16 protein-coding genes and 1 pseudogene are annotated in these 16,288 nt (G+C 72.6%); 14 read left to right on the forward strand and 3 right to left on the reverse strand.

The features are described 5' to 3' along the window. The first annotated feature begins 349 nt into the window (after window positions 1-349). The 4 genes from ACZ7BZ_RS25655 to ACZ7BZ_RS25670 all read left to right on the forward strand — a co-directional run bounded on the left by ACZ7BZ_RS25655 (window position 350) and on the right by ACZ7BZ_RS25670 (window position 3,735). Window positions 350-1,246 (forward strand): GNAT family N-acetyltransferase, encoded by an 897-nt coding sequence (locus ACZ7BZ_RS25655; RefSeq protein ID WP_470360333.1) that lies wholly within the window; start codon window positions 350-352, stop codon window positions 1,244-1,246. Further along, window positions 1,243-2,097: a lysophospholipid acyltransferase family protein gene (locus ACZ7BZ_RS25660; protein ID WP_470360334.1), complete on the forward strand. Its 855-nt coding sequence runs from the start codon at window positions 1,243-1,245 to the stop codon at window positions 2,095-2,097. The genes ACZ7BZ_RS25655 and ACZ7BZ_RS25660 overlap by 4 nt, the downstream gene beginning before the upstream one ends. 53 nt (window positions 2,098-2,150) lie before the next feature. Beyond that, entirely contained in the window at window positions 2,151-2,627 is a 477-nt protein-coding gene (locus tag ACZ7BZ_RS25665) for a hypothetical protein (protein ID WP_470360335.1), read from the forward strand. A gap of 109 nt (window positions 2,628-2,736) precedes the next feature. Beyond that, entirely contained in the window at window positions 2,737-3,735 is a 999-nt protein-coding gene (locus ACZ7BZ_RS25670; RefSeq protein WP_470360336.1) for a YdcF family protein, read from the forward strand. 293 nt (window positions 3,736-4,028) lie between these two features. Here ACZ7BZ_RS25670 and mca read toward each other — a convergent pair whose 3' ends face one another. Together mca and ACZ7BZ_RS25680 are read right to left on the reverse strand one after the other, a co-directional pair. Next, entirely contained in the window at window positions 4,029-4,961 is a 933-nt protein-coding gene (mca, locus tag ACZ7BZ_RS25675; protein ID WP_470360337.1) for a mycothiol conjugate amidase Mca, read from the reverse strand. Between the two features lie 144 nt (window positions 4,962-5,105). After that, the gene (locus ACZ7BZ_RS25680) at window positions 5,106-5,246 is read right to left on the reverse strand and encodes a hypothetical protein (RefSeq protein WP_470360338.1); all 141 of its coding nucleotides are present in this window, start codon (window positions 5,244-5,246) and stop codon (window positions 5,106-5,108) included. A 215-nt stretch (window positions 5,247-5,461) separates the two neighbouring features. Here ACZ7BZ_RS25680 and ACZ7BZ_RS25685 point away from each other — a divergent pair, with 215 nt between their 5' ends. The 10 genes and pseudogenes from ACZ7BZ_RS25685 to murQ all read left to right on the forward strand — a co-directional run bounded on the left by ACZ7BZ_RS25685 (window position 5,462) and on the right by murQ (window position 15,708). Next, window positions 5,462-6,109 (forward strand): TetR/AcrR family transcriptional regulator, encoded by a 648-nt coding sequence (locus ACZ7BZ_RS25685; protein ID WP_470360339.1) that lies wholly within the window; start codon window positions 5,462-5,464, stop codon window positions 6,107-6,109. Between the two features lie 278 nt (window positions 6,110-6,387). Further along, complete coding sequence (locus tag ACZ7BZ_RS25690; protein WP_470360340.1) at window positions 6,388-7,587, forward strand: Cmx/CmrA family chloramphenicol efflux MFS transporter; 1,200 nt, start codon at window positions 6,388-6,390, stop codon at window positions 7,585-7,587. Window positions 7,588-8,054: 467 nt separating this feature from the next. Continuing rightward, window positions 8,055-8,750 carry a DUF4232 domain-containing protein gene (locus ACZ7BZ_RS25695; protein WP_470360341.1) on the forward strand — a complete coding sequence of 232 codons (696 nt, stop codon included), beginning with the start codon at window positions 8,055-8,057 and terminating at the stop codon, window positions 8,748-8,750. Between the two features lie 198 nt (window positions 8,751-8,948). Next, a complete protein-coding gene (locus ACZ7BZ_RS25700) occupies window positions 8,949-10,445 on the forward strand; it encodes a DUF2079 domain-containing protein (RefSeq protein WP_470360342.1) in 1,497 nt (498 codons plus the stop codon). Between the two features lie 87 nt (window positions 10,446-10,532). Further along, window positions 10,533-11,093, forward strand: a pseudogene (locus tag ACZ7BZ_RS25705) (phosphotransferase family protein). A gap of 205 nt (window positions 11,094-11,298) precedes the next feature. Then, window positions 11,299-11,706 (forward strand): GntR family transcriptional regulator, encoded by a 408-nt coding sequence (locus ACZ7BZ_RS25710; protein ID WP_470360343.1) that lies wholly within the window; start codon window positions 11,299-11,301, stop codon window positions 11,704-11,706. A gap of 166 nt (window positions 11,707-11,872) precedes the next feature. Then, the gene (locus tag ACZ7BZ_RS25715; RefSeq protein WP_470360344.1) at window positions 11,873-12,826 is read left to right on the forward strand and encodes an ATP-binding cassette domain-containing protein; all 954 of its coding nucleotides are present in this window, start codon (window positions 11,873-11,875) and stop codon (window positions 12,824-12,826) included. After that, window positions 12,823-13,827: an ABC transporter permease gene (locus ACZ7BZ_RS25720; RefSeq protein WP_470360345.1), complete on the forward strand. Its 1,005-nt coding sequence runs from the start codon at window positions 12,823-12,825 to the stop codon at window positions 13,825-13,827. The genes ACZ7BZ_RS25715 and ACZ7BZ_RS25720 overlap by 4 nt, the downstream gene beginning before the upstream one ends. 195 nt (window positions 13,828-14,022) lie before the next feature. Further along, on the forward strand, window positions 14,023-14,703 hold the full coding sequence (locus ACZ7BZ_RS25725; protein ID WP_380461768.1) for a DUF6445 family protein: 681 nt from the start codon (window positions 14,023-14,025) through the stop codon (window positions 14,701-14,703). Window positions 14,704-14,772: 69 nt separating this feature from the next. Beyond that, window positions 14,773-15,708, forward strand: coding sequence for an N-acetylmuramic acid 6-phosphate etherase (murQ, locus tag ACZ7BZ_RS25730; protein ID WP_470360346.1), 936 nt, complete (start codon window positions 14,773-14,775; stop codon window positions 15,706-15,708). 72 nt (window positions 15,709-15,780) lie between these two features. Here murQ and ACZ7BZ_RS25735 read toward each other — a convergent pair. After that, window positions 15,781-16,288, reverse strand: a 508-nt coding sequence (locus ACZ7BZ_RS25735; protein ID WP_470360347.1) for a PLL family lectin, incomplete at its 5' end; no start/stop codon positions are given.

Consider the following 16,288-nt stretch of genomic DNA (forward strand, 5'->3'; position numbering starts at 1 on the left):
GCGTGACACGGGGGCCAGGCTGTTCACCGCCCGCACGGGGGCGTGACACGGGGGCACCGTACGGGGGGTGACACGGGAAGCGCGCACGAAGCAGGTGCGCGCCCCCGTTGTCCACCCCGGACGAACGACCGCCCGGTGCCCGGCAGATGACCGGCAGGCCACGGCGCGCCACGGGTGGTCCCATTCAACAGGTGCACATCTGCGCTCCGCCGGGCCGCAACGTGAATTCCAACCGACTTGGAGACACATACGGAGACCGGTCCGCGTCCGAAAGCCCAACCCCTGCGGGCCGGGACGGTGCCATGGCGATCCACGGCACCGCCGATCGTGCTGCCCTGGAGGGTCCGCCATGACCACCGTCCCCACGTACGCTCCGCCCGCAGTCGCCCCCACCCACGACGCCCCGGCGGTCCCCGCGCCCCGCAACCCGCCGGCCCCGGCCTCGACCCTGGCCTCGTCCTCGTCCTCGACCCCGACCCCGACCCCGGCCCCGGCCCCGGCCCCGGCCGCCTACACCGTCTCGCTCGCCCGCGACGAGGACGACGTGCGCGCCGCCCAGCGGCTGCGCCACCAGGTCTTCGCCGCCGAACTCGGCGCCGTCCTGAACAGCCCCGTCGCCGGACTCGACGTCGACCCCTTCGACGAGTACTGCGACCACCTGCTGGTCCGCGAGGGCGAGGACGGCGCCGTGGTCGGCACCTACCGGTTGCTCCGCCCCGAGGCCGCCCGCCGGGCCGGACGGCTCTACTCCGACGGCGAGTTCGACCTCTCCGCGCTCGCGCCCGTCCGGCCCGGCCTGGTCGAGCTCGGCCGCTCCTGCATCCGCCACGACCACCGCGGCAACGGCGCCGTCATCAACCTGATGTGGGGCGGCATCGCCCGCTACCTCGCCGACACCGGCAACACCTGGGTCGGCGGCTGCTGCTCCATCGACCTGACCGACGGCGGCGCCACCGCGGCCCGGGTCTGGGACACCGTCAGCGCCAAGCACCTGGCCCCCGAGGAGTACCGGGTCAGCCCGCACCGCCGCTGGGACTCCACCGGCGTGCCGCGGGCCGAGCGCGGCGCCCTGCCCGCCCTGCTCCGCGGCTACCTGCGGCTCGGCGCCTGGGTCTGCGGCGAGCCCGCGTACGACCCGGACTTCAACTGCGCCGACCTGTACGTGCTGCTGTCGCTGGAGCGCACCGACCCGCGCTACCTGCGGCACTTCCTGTCCGGAACGGCTGCCCCGGGCGCGTCGTCATGAGCGTCTGGCTGCCGACCGCGACCTGCCGCCCGGAGACCTGCCTGAGCGAGCGCGCGCCGGTGGTCTCGCGCCCCCGGCGGGCGCTGCGGCTGACCGCCTGTCTGACGGCGGTACTGGCCGGGGTGCTGCTCAGCCTTCCGGTGCGGGTGCTGCCCTACGGCACCCGGTCCCGGCTGATCCGGTTCTGGGCGCGGGTGCTACTGCGCACCCTCGGGGTGACCGTCCACCTCGGGACGCCCCGAACGCCCGGCACCCCCGGCTCGGCCGGCGCGGTCGGCGGCACGGCGGTGGCCGCCGACGGGGCCCTGGTGGTGGCCAACCACGTGTCCTGGCTGGACATCCCACTGCTCGCGGCCGGGCGGCCGGGCCGTTCGCTGGCCAAGACCGAGGTCCGGCGGTGGCCGGTGCTCGGGCCGCTGGTCGCCTGGGGCGGCACCGTGTTCCTGGACCGCGACCGGCTGCGCACCCTCCCGGACACCGTGGCGGCGGTGACCGAGGTGCTGCGCTCCGGACATCCGGTGATCGTCTTCCCGGAGGGGTCGACCTGGTGCGGGCGGGAGAGCGGCCGGTTCCGGCCCGCGCTGTTCCAGGCCGCAGTGGAGGCCGGCGCGTTCGTCCAGCCCGTCACCATCCGCTACCGGCTGGCGGACGGACGGCCCACCAGCGCGCCCGCCTTCATCGGGGACGAGGGACTGCTCACCTCGCTCGCCCGGGTGGTCGCGGTCCGCGGGCTGGTCGCCGACGTCACCTTCCTGCCGCCGATCCCGCCACCCGGGCCCCAGCCCACCCGGGCCGGGGCCCGGAGGGAGCTGGCCCGGGCGGCGCAGGCGGCGGTGGAGGGGATCCGCTGAAGCGGAGCCCTTCCGGCGGTCTTGTCGTGCGAGCCGCTCGGGCCGTCCTTGCCGTGTGGGCCGTTCTCGGTGTCCCGGCCGGGGCTGCGCTCAGCTGGAGTGGGCTCCGACGCTCTTCGGCCGCCGAGATACTCGGCACCGGCCGCCGCGACATCGCCGCCGACACCGGGGGCCTCTTCGGAACCTGCCCCCCGGAGCAGTACCCCAACCTCACCGACCTCGCCGACCACATCACCAGCCCGAACATGGACGCCCGCTTCGACGTCTGCGTCCACCGCGTCCTCGACGGACTCGCCGCCTTACTGCCCGCTGACCGCCGCCGGCTGTCGTCGGCCGGCGGCCACCGCGGACTGCCGCCACCCGACGCCGGCGCGACGGTCGACCCGAACAGGCAGCGCCGACCGAAGGAGCAGCGCAGCCGGCTCGGACGGATCACGGCCGGCCTGACCGCCGCGCTGGGTTTCTGGCTGATCCTCTGCGTCGGCTACGCCCCCTTCGACGACTCCTTCGGACTGGCCATCGGGATCTGACGGAGCCGGTCAGCGCCTCGCCGTACGCCCCGCCAAGCCGTATACCCCTGAGGCACCCAGCCATTCGCACGGATGATCCACACATCCCCTTCCCCCTACGATACGGAGCATGCTCGCCTACGCCCCCGCAGCCCTGTTCTTCCTGCTGTTCGGATTCGGGGTGCTGCGCGACCGCCGCCGGTTCAGCAACGCTGTCCTGCTCGGCATCGCCGTGTCACTCCTCTCGCTCGCCCTGCTCGCCGAACTCCGCAAGGCGCCCACGCTGGTGGCGGAGCTCGCGGCGGTGGCGATCGTCCTGCTGCCGACGGTCGGAACGGTGGCCCTGGTCTGGTTCCTGCTCGCCAACGGCGTGACCATGATCCGCAAAGAGGGCACCCGACCGGCCAATCTGCTGTCCCTGCTCGCCGGTCTGGGCATCATCGCCGTCATCGCCCTGCTGTTCGCCGCCATCGCCACCCACTCACCCCGGCTCGGCATCCTCGCCGGCACCGCCGTCCTGGTGGTCGGGTACATCTCCTTCCTGTTCGTCTGCTTCGTCGGCTACGCCTTCCTGTACGGTCGCCACCGGCCGCGCCGGGACGTGGACTTCGTGGTCGTCCTCGGATCCGGACTGATCGGCGGCGAGCGCGTCCCGCCCCTGCTGGCCAGCCGGCTCAACCGGGGCCGCGAGGTGTACGAGGCCCAGGCCGCCCGCGGCAACCCGCCGGTACTGATCACCTCGGGCGGTCAGGGGCCGGACGAGAAGCTACCGGAGTCCCATGCGATGGCGGACTACCTGGTCGAACGCGGCTTCCCCGCCGAGCACATCGAGCGCGAGGACCGCTCACGCACCACCGAGGAGAACCTGCTCCTCAGCCGGGCCATCATGGAGCAGGCCAAGCCCGGCTACCGCTGCGTCGTGGTGACCAACAACTTCCACGCATTCCGGGCCGCGCTGATCGCCCGCAAGACCGGCGTCAACGGGCACGTCTTCGGCTCGCCCACCGCCCGGTACTACTGGCCGAGCGCGACCATCCGCGAGTTCGCGGCGGTCTTCCTGTCGCACAAACTGGTCAACTTCGGGATCTGCGGCCTCCTTGCGCTCTGCGGGGTCCTGGCTGCGCTCTGAACACCCGGTCGGGATCGGGGTGCTCACGACGGGCGGTACGGTCAGGCCACCGGACGGGGCGTCAGGATTGCGCAGGTGGCGGTCCCGTGGGCGTAGAGCTTGCCGCTCCGCTCCGACCACCCTGGCCTTCGCAGTCGCATCGTCCGGCCCAGATGCCACGCCACGCCCTCACAGCACAGCAGTCGCCCGGCTCAAGCCCTCCCCAGCCAGGGCCACTACGGCCAGGGTCCTCCGCCCTGGTCACCTCCGCTTGGGACCATCGGCTACCAGTCCGGTGACAAGTCACTTCTCGTTCATCCCGCCACCTCTCCCACGCCCACGCCGGCCCGCAGCCCCGCGAACAGGTCGGTCTCGACGCCTCCGGCACCGGCCAGGCCTTCGGCACTCGGGACGAAGCTGCGCGCCAGATGGTAGTCCTCGGTGGGCCAGACCTCCCGCTCGATGTCCCGCGGATGGGCCATGAAGGCGACGCCGGGCTGTACTTGGGTGGCATGCGCCAGCATCGCCGCGTCCCGTACGGCGAACTGCTCACCGCACGCGATCCGGGTGGTGGTCGCGAGGGCGGGCGGGGTGTCGGGCCACTCGGCGAGCAACTCGTCCATCTCCGAGGGGATCCCGCGCTCCGTCATGGCATCGTGCAGCGCCTGGAACCAGGGCCGGGAGAGCGCCAGGTGGTAGTAGAGCTTCGACGTCTGCCAGGGTGCGCCGGCCTCCGGGTAGCGCGTCGGGTCGGCAGCGGCCTCGAAGGCCTCGACCGTGACCGTGTGGGTCATCACGTGGTCCGGGTGCGGGTACCCGCCGGTCTCGTCGTAGGTGATCACGACGTGCGGACGGAACTCCCGGATCAGCGCGACCAACGGTGCCGCCGCGACCTCCACCGGCTGGGCGGCGAAGCAGCCCTCCGGCAGCGGTTCGTCCGGGCACGGCATCCCGGAGTCGACGAACCCGAGGAACTGCTGCCGCACACCGAGGATTTCGCGCGCGGCCGCCATCTCCTCGCGCCTGATCCGGGTGAGGTCTGCGCGGACCTCCGGACGGTCCAGCGCCGGATTGAGCACCGAACCGCGCTCACCGCCGGTACAGGTCGCGACCAGGACGTCCACGCCGTCGGCCGCGTACCGGGCGAGCGTCGCCGCGCCCTTGCTGGATTCGTCGTCGGGGTGGGCGTGCACGGTGAGCAGACGCAGACCGCCTGCGTGTTCGCCGTCAGGGCGCTTGGTGAACAAGGGGACCTCCACAGTCAACGTGAGTCGGATTGCATCGGACGGCATCGGATCGAGGCGAGTTGAGGCGAGTTGAGGCGAGTTGAGTCGGGCTGAGCGGGCTTGGTCCGAAGGGATACTGATGAATGATCATGAACCGGCAGCCGGTCAGCCTTCCTTACGGACAGCACCGGGGTAGAGCAGGGCCGGAGCGATCGAGAGTGCCGACATGGCCAGCACCCACCAGAAGGTCGCACCGAAGGCCGCGCCGGGCTGACCCGGGTGCCGCACCACTGCCATCTTCCGCATGCCGGCGGCAGCGGCTCCGGCCCCGCCGACCGGACCGCCTCCGCACCCCTCCCCGGCCTGCCCTTTCTGGTGACCGCCATGGTCATGCGCCCTCCCCCGGTTCGCCCCACCGGCCGTCGATCCGACCGTCCGGAGAGAAACTTAGGACGGACCTATCGATTGGGTCAAGCCTAATTTCTGTGCTCGACCCAGCTAACTGCGCTAGGCTCGCCACCATGACCGACACCGGCAGCACTCCGAACCTTCGCGAGCTCAACAAGCGCCGCACCCGCGAAGCCATCTCGCACGCCGCGACCAGGCTCTTCATCGAGCACGGCTTCGACCGCACGACCATCGCCGAGGTGGCCGCCGCCGCCGGGGTCGCCAAGATGACCGTCACCAACCACTTCCCGCGCAAGGAGGACCTCTTCCTCGACCTGCACGAGGAGCTCGTCAACCGGCTCGCCCGCACCGTCGCCGAGCGCGCCCCCGGCGAGTCCGCCCTCGCCGCGCTGCGCCGCGACTGCCTGGCCGGGCTGGACCGGCACGATCCACGGCTCGGCTTCTCCGACCCCGAGTTCGCCCGCACCATCGCCGAGAGCCCCGCGCTCGGCGCCCGACTGCGAGAACTGCACGAACAGAGCGAGGCCGCCCTCGCCGAAGCCCTGGCCGAGGCCGCCCACGCGGCACCCGTCGACTTCGAGAGCCGGGTCGCCGCCGCGCTGCTCGCCGCCGTCGACCGCGCCGTACTCGCCGAGATCTTCCGCCGCACCCTGGCCGGCCAGGACCACCCCACCATCGCCGCCGCCGTCCGCCCCTCCGCCGCCCACGCCTTCGACCGCCTCCAGAGCGCCCTCGGCGGCTACGCGGTCCGCGACAGCTGACGTCGTGGGACCCGAGGTCGGCGGCACAGGCCGACGCAGGCGGCACAGGTAGACGCAGTGAAATGGAGGTGCTTCGGCGCCCCCGGTCGGGTAGCGTGCGGGCCGTGTCGAGTCCTGAGTCAGACGAGGTGGGGGCTTTCGGTCACGCCGTCAGCCCCCTGAACCACTGAGTCCACAGCCGTCCCGCCGCGCTCCGCGGCCGGATGAGTGTGCCCCTGGGTGCTGACCGCGGTGACGGGATGACCTTCTCGTGCTTCTCCTCACCTCGGAGCCACTCGATGCCTTTCCCGCTGTACTTGCTCGCCCTGGCGGTCTTCACCATGGGCACCTCGGAGTTCATGCTCGCCGGCCTCCTGCCGGCCATCGCCTCGGATCTCGGCGTCACCGTCGGAACGGCCGGCGCGCTCACCTCGGCCTTCGCGGCCGGCATGATCGTCGGCGCCCCGCTCATGGCCGGACTCGCCCGCCACTGGCCCGTACGATCGAGCCTGTTCGGATTCGTCCTCGTGTTCTCGGCGGCCCATGCCGTGGGTGCCGCCGGCGCGGGCTTCCCGGTCCTGTGCGCGACCCGAGTGGTCGCGGCGCTGGCGAACGCCGGGTTCCTCGCCGTCGCCCTGACGACCGCCACCACGCTGGTTCCCGCCGACAAGAAGGGACGGGCGTTGGCCGTGCTGCTGTCCGGCACCACGGTGGCCACGATCGCCGGCGTCCCCAGTGGATCGCTGCTCGGCGCCCTGCTCGGCTGGCGAGCCACGTTCTGGGCCGTCGCCCTACTCTGCCTGCCCGCGGCGGTCGGCATCCTCACCGGACTCCCAGCGCGCCGCCCGCGGCAGCACGCGGCTGACGGGCCACCACTGCGAGCAGAGCTCGCGCGGCTCAAAAGCCCGCGCCTGCTCCTGGTCATGCTGCTCGGCGCGCTGGTGAACGCGGCCACCTTCGCCGCCTTCACCTTCCTCGCCCCCGTCGTGACCGGCACCGCCGGGCTGGGCGAGCTGTGGATCTCCGTCGCCCTGGTGCTCTTCGGCGCCGGTTCCTTCGCCGGTGTCACCGTCGCCGGACGGCTGTCCGACCGGCGCTCCGGCCTGGTCGTCACAGCCTGCGGTCCGCTCCTACTCGTCGGCTGGCCGACCCTGGCCGTGCTGGCCGACCGCCCGGCCGCCCTGCTCGCCCTGGTGTTCGTCCAGGGCGCGCTGTCGTTCGCGCTGGGCAGCACGCTGATCACCCGAGTCCTGTACGAGGCCGCCGGAGCCCCCACCATGGCCGGCTCCTACGCGACCGCAGCCCTCAACGCCGGTGCCGTCGCCGGACCCCTCGTCGCCGCGGCCGGCCTCGGGACAGCGGCCGGAGACCTCGGGCCACTGTGGGCGAGCGGACTCCTCGTCGCCGCCGCACTGCTGGTGGCCGTCCCCGCGCGTGGTGTGCTCGCGGCCCGGCAGACGACGCCACCTCCGTCGACACCGCCGGTGACACCCACCTGATCGCCGACCTGACGGCTACTGCACGACCTGATCCCGCGAAGCCCCGAACGCCGCCGTGCCACCCACTCCTCGAGCGACACGGCGGCACGGCGGTACAGCACGGCGCGGCGCCGACCCGGGCGCAGCTCTGTCCGGGCTCCGGCCCACCGCACCCACCGCACCCACCGCACGCCGAACACCACCGCGCCCACCGCGCCCACCGCGCCCACCGCGCCCAGCCGGGCCGACGACCCACTGACAACGAACACCGCCGACAAGTGACATATCGCCACACTCCCTACCAAAACACTGAGTTGGCGACCGACCAACCGTCGTCATGTCAACTGTCCGCAGCCGATCGATTGTCACAGTCCGATCCCTGTCACGTCCTGACGATTGTGACGCCACCGATGGCACCGAACGCCCTCCACCTGCCGTCCTGTGGTGTGTCCAAGCAGTCAGCAGGAACACCACACCGGGGAGCCACCATGTCCGTCCGCAACCGTCGCCCGCTGCTCGCCTCCGTCGTCCTCGTCGCCGGGGCTGGGCTCGCACTGACCGCCTGCGGGCCGGACAACACCGACACGGTCACCGGCAACGCGACCGCCTCCGTGACCGGCTCGGCCGCCGCCAAGCCCCCGACGGCCGGCAGCCCGGCCACCGCCGCTCCGACGAAGGGCACGGGCGCGACCGCGCGCCCCACCGCCCACACCCCGCCCGCCGGGGGCTCCAACGCCGCCGGCGCCCCGTGCGACATCCAGAACCTCACGATCCACGTGACGGCGCGCAGCGGGTCGGCCAACCAGTACCTGATCGAGGTGCACAACACCGGTGCGAGCGCCTGCAGCCTGGACGCCGTCCCGACCGTCGACCTCGGCGACTCCGCCGCGCGCGACCAGAGCAAGAACATCAAGCCCGCGCTCGCGAGCGGCACGCTGCGGTACTCGGTCCCGGCCGGCAAGAGCGCCTACGCGGTGATCGACCTCGACCCGAGCGGTGCCACCACCGGCGCCCTCCCCGGCATCAACGAGCTCAACGTGCTGGCCGACCAGGAGAACATGCCCCTCGCGAGTACCCAGAACTTCCCGCTCAAGAGCGGCGTCCGGGTCCTGGACCCGCGGATGAGCGTCTACAAGGGCTCCGAGGCGGAGGCACTGGCCTCCCTGGCGAGCTTCGGCAAGTAGTACCGGCGGGTCGTCCCGCTGCCGAGGACCCCACCTCGTTCCCGCGACCGAGGTGGGGTCCTCGCCTGTTCCAACGCCCCTCCGGCAACCGCAAACGCGCACGTCAAAGGCCCGGTCGGCGCTGCCGGACCGAGGTTGACGCCCGCTCGGACTTCCACCACCCTTCCACTAATCGAATAGTGAAAGGGTACTTCGCCGATGCCCGCCGCCCTCTCCTCGGTCGACCCGACCGAAGCCCACCCGGACGCCCGCCCCCTGGCCCACCTCCGGCGCCCCCTCCACCCCCGCACCCTCCGCCCCTCCACCCTCGCCTGGAGCCTGGCCGCCACCTTCGCCGTGCTCTACACCTGCGTCGCCGTCAACCGGCACCGACGCGGCCTCACCAAGGCCTACGACCTGGGCATCTTCGAACAGGCCGTCCGGGCGTACGCCCACGGTCGGCCCCCGATCGTGCCGCTCAAGGCGCCCGGCTACGACCTGCTCGGCGACCACTTCCACCCCCTGATCGCCGCCCTCGCCCCCGCCTACCGGGCCTTCCCCAGCCCGCTCACCCTGGTGGTCGCCCAGGCCCTGCTCATGGCACTGGCCGTCGTTCCTCTCACCACCTGGGCCCACGAGGTGGCCGGGCCGCGGGTGGCCCTGCTCGTCGGCTGCGCCACCGGGGCCTCCTGGGGGATCGTCCGGGCCGCCGCCGACGACTTCCACGAGATCGCCTTCGCCGTCCCACTGCTGGCCTTCGCCGCCACCGCGCTCGGCCGCCGCCGGCCGCTCGCCGCCGCGCTCTGGTCACTGCCGCTGCTGCTGGTCAAGGAGGACCTGGGGCTCACGCTGGCCGCCGTGGGCCTGCTGATCGCCTGGCAGGCCCGCCGGGACCGGCGCGCTCCGCTGCCCGGTCTCGTCCTCGCCGCCGTCGGCGTCACCGCGAGCGCGCTCACCCTGCTCGTCCTCCTGCCCGCGTTCAACCCCCATGGCGACTTCGACTACTGGCAGCAGCTGGACGGCGCCGGCGGACACTCCCCCGCCTGGACCGTGCCCCTGCGGCTCGGCTGGCCGCCGATCAAGTGGCTGCTGCTGTTCCTGCTGGCCGCCACGGCCGGCTTCCTCTGCCTGCGCTCGCCGCTAGTCCTGCTCTGCGCACCCACCCTGCTCTGGCGGCTGCTGTCCACCAACCCGCACCACTGGGGCGTCAGTTACCACTACAGCGCGGTCCTGATGCCGATCGTGTTCGCCGCCCTGGTCGACGCCGTCCGGCGCGCCCGCACCGAGCGGGACGCCGATTCCGCGCCCACCGCCACCAGCCCCCGCCGCGTCCGCCGCGCACTCGCCGTGACGGCCCTGGTGACGGTCGTGACCCTGCCGCTGTATCCGCTGCACGAGGTGGTGACGCCCGAGGCGTGGAGCACCTCCCCCAGACTCACCGAGACCCGGTCAATGCTCCGCCTGATACCCGACGACGCCACCGTCGCCGCCTCCAACCGGCTGGCCGCCCAGCTCACCGCCCGGGCGGAGGTCACCCTGGTGTGCCAGGACGCGGTCGCCCCCGGTCCGGAGTGGGTGGCCGTGGACCTTCGCGATCCCAGCGTGCAGTCCCCGTGCGCCACCGCCGCCACCGCCCGGATGCTGGTGCTCTACCAGGAGCAGGGCTACCACCGGCTGGTCGACCGGGACGACCTGCTCCTCCTCAAACGCCCCTGACCGGCCGAGGTAGCGGCCGTGGTCGTCGAGGGCCTGCCACCGTGAAAGGCTTTGCGGGTGCTGCCGTCCGGATGATGAGGTGACGCGGTGGTCGACCATGACGGAGCCGAGGCCTGGGTACGTCGGCATCTGAAGGTCGGCGAACGGATCGTCAGAACCGCGCCGCTGCACGGCGGCATCACCGCCGACATGCGGAGGCCGACCATCCGCACACGGGACGGCGGCACCCGTGACCCGGTGCTGCGAATGTTCGTCGAGCCGTTCCACCTGGAGCGTGCCGAGGACTGGCTGACCAGGGAGGCCCGCACCCTGACGCTGCTGGCGGGGACCGCCGTGCCGGCCCCCGGGCTGGTGGCGGCTGGGCCCGGCGGATCTCGATGCGGCGCACTGCTCCACCGATCTCGCGCTACTGCACGGCCCGGCGTGGGGGCAGCGGTTCGCGGAGGCGTACGAGGAGGCCGGCGGGGTCCTGGCCGCGACCCGGAGTGAGCGACCGTACTGGCGGGTGCGGGACTCGCTCGCCTGCTCGGAAGAAGTGCAGCCGGTGGCACGGGCATGGCGGGGGGCAGGAGGGCGGAACCGACCGCACGAGCCGTCGAGGAGCGGCTGGATGCCTACGTCGCCGCCCTGATGGACGCGCTGGGCTGAGCCAAGGCGGTCCGAAGCTCCGCTCCATGGCGGTCCGCGGCTCGACCCAACGCGGCCCGGGGCCCGGCCCCAAGGCGGTCCGCGGCTCGACCCAATGGGCCCGGGGCCCGGCTTCCACTCACACGTCCCGCCCCGGTCCGGCTTGACCCGCACGCCGTAGTGGGCCACCATTCCACTATTCGACTAGTGAAAGGTCGCAACGGGCGTGATCGAGTACCGCATCGATCGGCGCAGCGGCGTCTCCACCTACCAGCAGATCGTGCAGCAGACCGAACAGGCGCTGCGGCTCGGACTGCTGCAACCCGGAGACAAGCTGCCGACCGCCCGCGAGGTGGTCGAACTGACCGCGATCAATCCGAACACCGTGCTGAAGGCCTACCGCGAACTCGAACGCGAGGGGCTGGTCGAACCCCGCCCGGGGCTCGGCACCTTCGTCCGGCGTTCGCTCGCCCGACCCGAGGCAGCGGCCGACGGGCCCTTGCGCGCCGAGCTGATCGGCTGGGTGGATCGGGCCCGGGGCGCCGGGCTTGAGCGCGAGGACATCGCCGCGCTGATGACCTCCGCACTGGAGCAGCGCTTCGACAGCGGGGTGCCCCCGAGGCCATCGGACTGACGGCACTCGAACCGACGACACCCCGACTCCCGGACGTCTCACACCGAGGCGCACCGACTCCCGGACGCCACACACCGAGGCATGCCGGGACGCACCACCGCACTATCAGCACGCCGGGTCTCCCCGGCAGCACCGAACACAGAACCGAGAACAGTGGGGGGACCGGGTGAACAACCCGACAACCGTGGCTCCGGCACTGGAGGCCGCCGGGCTCGGCAGGAACTACCGAGGCGGCTGGGCGCTGCGCGACTGCAACTTCACCGTCCCGATCGGACGGATCTGCGGCGTGGTGGGGCCCAACGGCGCCGGCAAGAGCACCCTGCTCTCCCTCGCGGCCCGGCAACTCAACGCCACCGAGGGCGACTTGCGCGTCTTCGGCGAACCGGCCGGGACCCCGGAGGAGCGCGCCCGGGTCGCCTACGTCGCGCAGGACAAGCCGCTCTACCCGGGCCTGACCGTCGCCGAGACCCTGCGAATGGGCCGTGAGCTCAACCCGGTCTGGGACCAGGAGCTGGCCCAACAGATCGTCGACCAGGGCGAGTTGCGTCCCAGGACGCGGATCCGATCGCTCTCCGGCGGTCAGCGCACCCGGGTCTCGATGGCCCTCGCCCTCGGCAAGCTCCCCGAACTGCTGCTGCTGGACGAGCCGATGGCCGACCTCGACCCACTCGCCCGCCACCAGCTCATGGGCACCCTGATGTCGGCAGCCGCCGAACGCGGCACGACCATCGTGGTCTCCTCACACATTCTCCCCGAACTCGACGGTGTCATCGACCACTTGCTGCTCGTCCAGGGCGCCCGGATCCGGCTGGCCGGGGACCTGGATGACATCCTGGACGGACACCGGCTGCTCACGGGCCCCGCCGGAAGCGCCGTACTCCCGCCCGAACTGGTGGTCGAGCAGCGAATCGGCGGACGCCAGGCAACCGCACTGGTACGCACCGGTGAACCACTGGACGGCCCCTGGGAGAGCGAACGGCCCAGCTTGGAGGAGCTGCTGCTCGGCTACCTCCGCGCTCCCGCCGACCTCACCCCGGCCGAGCCGAACACCCCGGCCCGCCCCCGCCCCGATGCCGCACGCCCGGCCGCCACCCCGGCGAACGACGAGAAGGCAGCATGAGCACCGACATCCTGACCGACCCCGCGAAGAAGACGCCCGCACCCGCCGGCCGGGAGCGCACCGGCACCCCCCGCATGCGCGGGCTACTTTGGCTGACGTTCCGTCAGAGTCGGTTCACTCTCTGGACGCTGTCCGCACTGGTGGCCCTCCTGGCGGCCGACCTCCTCTGGATCCACATCGTCTCCCACCACGTCGTGGGCGTGCTGCGGCAGACGGGCTGCTACAGCCCCGAGAGCTGGGACAGCCCCCGGTGCTGGGCCCTCCTCTCACCGATCAACCAGCCGGACTACTGGTTCACCTCAGTGCTGCAGCCCGCCGTCACCGCCGTCCCGCTGCTGATCGGCGTGTTCATCGGCGCGCCCCTGCTGGCCCAGGAGCACGAGCGCGGCACGATCCGGCTGATCCGCGCCCAGTCCGTCAGCCCGGTGCGCTGGCTGGTCGCCCGCCTCACCGTGCCGGGCCTCGCCGTCCTGGCCACCACCGGTGTGCTCGCCTCGCTGATGACCTGGGTGTGGTGGACGGACATCGTGCACGGGCCGGTCGCCTTCGACCCGCCGTTCCAGTTCTTCACCTATCCGGCACTCGGACTGGCACCGATCGCCTGGTCGCTGTTCGCCCTGGCCCTGGGTGTCCTGGTCGGCCAGCTGGTGCGCCGGACCCTGCCCGCGATGTTCCTCACCGGCGCGCTGGTCGCGATCACCCACAGCCTGATCCACTGGGCTCGGCCGTCCTTCCACCCCACCGTCGACGTGGTCGCTCCACTCAGGGCCATGCAGCCCACCAACGCGTGGCTGGTCGACGTCCAGACGGTCCTGGCCGACGGCAGCCGCGTGAGCACCGCGAAGTGCGCGGGCGAGCACCGGTGCGACGGGGCGACCGGCACCTGGCTTAGCTACCACCCCGCCGGCGACCTCGTGCCGATCCAACTCGTCGAGACCGGCATCCTGTTGGTGCTCACCGCCCTCGCCCTCACGGCCGTCTTCCGCCTGATCCGCCGGTAGCACCCCCGCAAGCACGGGCACGGGCACGGGCTGGGCGCCGACCCGGCGCCGACCCGGGCACGGGACAGGGCACCGACCCGGCACGGTACAAGGCGCGGGCGGGGGCCGCACACCGCTCCCGCCCGCGCGCCCCTTGACGAAAGGTTGACCTGTTCACGGCAGATCGTTGACGACCGGCGCCCCTATCGTCGGCCCATGCCCTCACAGCCCATCAGGCCCACCGCCCTGCCGGTCCTGCCCTACCGCAAGCCCACCCGCGGCCGGGACTACTGGGTCCTGGACAACGTCCTGCCCGACCCGGACGCCGTCCGCGAACGCGTCCTGGCCCGCGGCGACTGGACCGAGGGCTACCCGCACCGCCCCGAGACCTGGCCCGGTCTGCGCACCATGCCCGGCCTGGAGCCCGACGAGCTGGCACGGGTCGAGGCCCAGGTCCGCAAGGCCACCGGCGCCTCCCGGCTCTGGGTGCAGAGCACCCCGGGCGGCGGCACCCTCAACCACAACTGCGTCCAGGTCGTCGGCGCCGGGGAGTCGGAGTCCCGCCCGCACACCGACTCCCGCGCGCTCTGCCGCTACGCCGCCGTGCTCTACCTCAGCCCGGGCGCCCCCAAAGACGCCGGCACCAGCTTCTACCGCCAACAGTTCCCCGGTGGCCGCCTCGGCGGCAACCTGGTCAACGCCCCGCACAACAACCTGGTCGAGGCGCTCGGCACCCGCCACGTCCCCGCCGACCACTTCACCGAGGACGTCCGCGTCCCCAACCGCTACAACCAACTGCTCCTCTACCACGCCAACCTGATCCACAGCGCCACCGACTACTACGGCGTCGAACTGGCGGACCGCCGGATGACGGCCGTGTTCTTCTGGATGGCCTGACCGACGACCCGCTCGCCCGCTCCACGATCGTTCCGGTTCGGGCGGCGCCTCCCCGGGGACGCTCGTCGCATGAACCCCGACGCCGTGCCCTCCACCGAGACGGTCCGCCCCGACTGGGCCGACATCGACCGGCTGCCCACCGCCGACCTGCTGCACCTGATGAACGCCGAGGACCGCACCGTCCCCGCCGCCGTCGCCGCGGAGCTGCCGCGGATCGCCGCCGCGGTCGACGCCGTGACCGCCCGGATGGCGCACGGCGGGCGTCTGGTCTACGCCGGCGCGGGTACCGCCGGGCGTCTCGGGGTGCTGGACGCCGCCGAGTGCCCGCCGACCTTCGGCACCGACCCCGGCCTGGTCCTCGGCCTGATCGCGGGCGGCCGGAGCGCCGTCACGGAGGCCGCCGAGGGCGCCGAGGACCGTACCGACCTCGCCGAGGCGGACGTCGCCGCACTCGACCTCACCCCGGCCGACACCCTAGTGGGCATCTCCGCCTCGGGCCGCACCCCGTACCCGCTGGCCGCCCTCCGCGCCGCCCGGGCGGCCGGGGCACTGACCGTCGGACTGGCCTGCAACCGGGGCTCGGCCCTGGTGGCGGCGGCGGAGCTGGGGATCGAGGTGGAGGTCGGCCCGGAGGTGCTGGCCGGCTCCACCCGACTGAAGGCTGGCACCGCGCAGAAGCTGACGCTCAACATGCTGTCCACGGCCGTGATGATCCGCCTCGGCCGTACGTACGGAAACCTGATGGTCGATCTGCGGGCCACCAACACCAAACTCCGCGAGCGCGCCCGCCGGATCGTCGCCGAAGCCACCGGCACCGACGGCGAGACGGTCGACCACGCCCTCACCGCCACCGACGGCCGGACCAAGGACGCGATCCTGCTCCTACTCGCCGACGTGGACGCCCCCACCGCCGCCCACCTCCTCACCACCGCGGACGGACGACTGCGCGATGCCCTCGAACTCGCCCGCGACCGGGGGACGTTCCGGCGCCAGGACAGGGCCTAGCAAGTCGACGCGCGGCGGGGCCGGCCGGCGACCGCCGAGGCGATCGCCGACCGGGCCCGCGCGAGGAATCGGTCAGTTGGTGGACGCGACCGCGTCGCCGGGGACGTCGACCCACGCGCCGCTCCACCGACCGGCGGTGTAGTCCGCGCCCATCGTGTAGACCCGGCCGTTCGAGCCGGTCGTGAACAGCTGCATGGTGTTGCCGACGACCGTGCTGGTCAGCGACTTCAGCCCGGACCCACCCAACGGCGCCCACTTACCCGACCACGACCCGGCCCCGTAATCACCGTCCGTCGACCACAACTGCCCATCCGAACCCACGATGTTCAGATGCACCTGGTTCCCGATCGCCGACGCCGTGACCGCGGTCGCACCACCCGCATCACCCGGCACCTCGACCCACGAACCACTCCACCGGCCCGACGTGTAGTCCGCACCCATCGTGTACACATGACCCGTCGACCCCAACGCGAACAACTGCACCGTGTTGCCGACGACCGTGCTGGTCAGCGACTTCAGCCCGGACCCACCCAACGGCGCCCACTTACCCGACCACGACCCGGCCCCGTAATCACCGTCC

The sequence above is a fragment of the Kitasatospora sp. NPDC036934 genome (assembly GCF_055608425.1).

What these genes read in the sequence shown, in the direction of transcription:
- ACZ7BZ_RS25655 (WP_470360333.1), top strand. Translation starts at nt 350, where the DNA reads ATGACCACCGTCCCCACGTACGCTCCGCCCGCAGTCGCCCCCACCCAC.
- ACZ7BZ_RS25660 (WP_470360334.1), top strand. Translation starts at nt 1,243, where the DNA reads ATGAGCGTCTGGCTGCCGACCGCGACCTGCCGCCCGGAGACCTGCCTG.
- ACZ7BZ_RS25670 (WP_470360336.1), top strand. Translation starts at nt 2,737, where the DNA reads ATGCTCGCCTACGCCCCCGCAGCCCTGTTCTTCCTGCTGTTCGGATTC.
- ACZ7BZ_RS25680 (WP_470360338.1), bottom strand. Translation starts at nt 5,246, where the DNA reads ATGCGGAAGATGGCAGTGGTGCGGCACCCGGGTCAGCCCGGCGCGGCC.
- ACZ7BZ_RS25685 (WP_470360339.1), top strand. Translation starts at nt 5,462, where the DNA reads ATGACCGACACCGGCAGCACTCCGAACCTTCGCGAGCTCAACAAGCGC.
- ACZ7BZ_RS25690 (WP_470360340.1), top strand. Translation starts at nt 6,388, where the DNA reads ATGCCTTTCCCGCTGTACTTGCTCGCCCTGGCGGTCTTCACCATGGGC.
- ACZ7BZ_RS25695 (WP_470360341.1), top strand. Translation starts at nt 8,055, where the DNA reads ATGTCCGTCCGCAACCGTCGCCCGCTGCTCGCCTCCGTCGTCCTCGTC.
- ACZ7BZ_RS25700 (WP_470360342.1), top strand. Translation starts at nt 8,949, where the DNA reads ATGCCCGCCGCCCTCTCCTCGGTCGACCCGACCGAAGCCCACCCGGAC.
- ACZ7BZ_RS25720 (WP_470360345.1), top strand. Translation starts at nt 12,823, where the DNA reads ATGAGCACCGACATCCTGACCGACCCCGCGAAGAAGACGCCCGCACCC.
- ACZ7BZ_RS25725 (WP_380461768.1), top strand. Translation starts at nt 14,023, where the DNA reads ATGCCCTCACAGCCCATCAGGCCCACCGCCCTGCCGGTCCTGCCCTAC.
- murQ (WP_470360346.1), top strand. Translation starts at nt 14,773, where the DNA reads ATGAACCCCGACGCCGTGCCCTCCACCGAGACGGTCCGCCCCGACTGG.